Consider the following 1,220-nt stretch of genomic DNA (forward strand, 5'->3'; position numbering starts at 1 on the left):
CAGGGTTAGCGCGTCTCAAACCCTATTGACAAGCGGATTTACCTGATCAGCAATCAAGTTAGAAACAAAGTGGCACTATCCAGGCTAGGGTAAGATTTAATCCATCTAGCCCCAAGGTTCGAGTAATGCCAGCAGGATTTGAGAACAAGAAAAGTAAAACCAAAGCATCTTTTACACCCTTCATAGATAGCTTTGAGATTACCAATAAATTTCAGGAATACTTCACAGAAATAAAAGACCCCAGAGTAGAAAGGACAAGATATCATTTACTCACAGATATCCTCACCATAGCGATTTTGGCAGTCATAGCAGGAGCGGAAGGTTGGGAAGATATTGAAGAGTATGGAATCAGTAAACAGGAGTGGTTGAAAACGTTTTTGCAACTACCATTCGGAATACCCAGCCCTGATACTTTTAGGAGGGTGTTTGAAAGAATTAACCCAAAAGAATTTGAGCAATGTTTTCGGGAGTGGGTACAATCACTAATTGAGAAATTGGGAGTAGAAGTAGTAGCTATAGACGGCAAAACTCATAGAGGCTCATATGACCGGGAATCTCAGTTAAAAGCCTTACACACAGTCAGTGCCTGGTCGAGTGAACATCGTTTAGTCTTGGGACAAACAAAGGTCAGTGACAAATCTAATGAAATCACCGCGATTCCCGCACTGTTAGAAATGCTAGACATATCTGGCTGCATCATTACTATCGATGCAATGGGAACACAAAAATCGATTGCCCAAAAAATTATCGCGGCTAATTCTGATTACGTTTTGAGCCTCAAAGATAATCATCCAACACTGCACCAACAAGTGAATAATTGGTTTGAGACTAACCTCGCACAAGGATTTAAAGGTGTTGATGTAAGTATGAGTCAACGAGTAGAAAAAGGACATCACCGCATCGAAAATCGTCAGGTTTACACCGTACCAGTGTCACAACTTCCTGCACTTCATGAACAAGATTTGTGGGCAGGACTGACAACAGTAGTTATGGTAGTGCGTTCTATTCAGCATTGGAATCAGATTACCCATGAGGTGCAATTTTATATCACCAGTCTCGCCAGCAATGCTCACAAGATTGGTAGCGCCATTCGACAGCATTGGGGAATAGAAAATTCTGTTCATTGGACATTAGATGTCACTTTCAATGAGGATGAATGTCGAATTCGTTCTCTGCACAGTCCACAGAATTTTTCTTTGCTACGTCGCATTGCTCTTAAT

Annotated in this window: 1 protein-coding gene; it reads left to right on the top strand. The window is 41.3% G+C overall.

Annotated features, from left to right (window positions below):
* Positions 1-125: 125 nt before the first annotated feature.
* The coding region (locus V7L31_RS11535) for an ISAs1 family transposase (RefSeq protein WP_334696345.1) at positions 126-1,220 on the top strand (1,095 nt) is incomplete at its 3' end.

It is taken from the genome of Nostoc sp., from assembly GCF_036916655.1.
In the GTDB taxonomy this organism is placed as follows: domain Bacteria; phylum Cyanobacteriota; class Cyanobacteriia; order Cyanobacteriales; family Nostocaceae; genus Nostoc.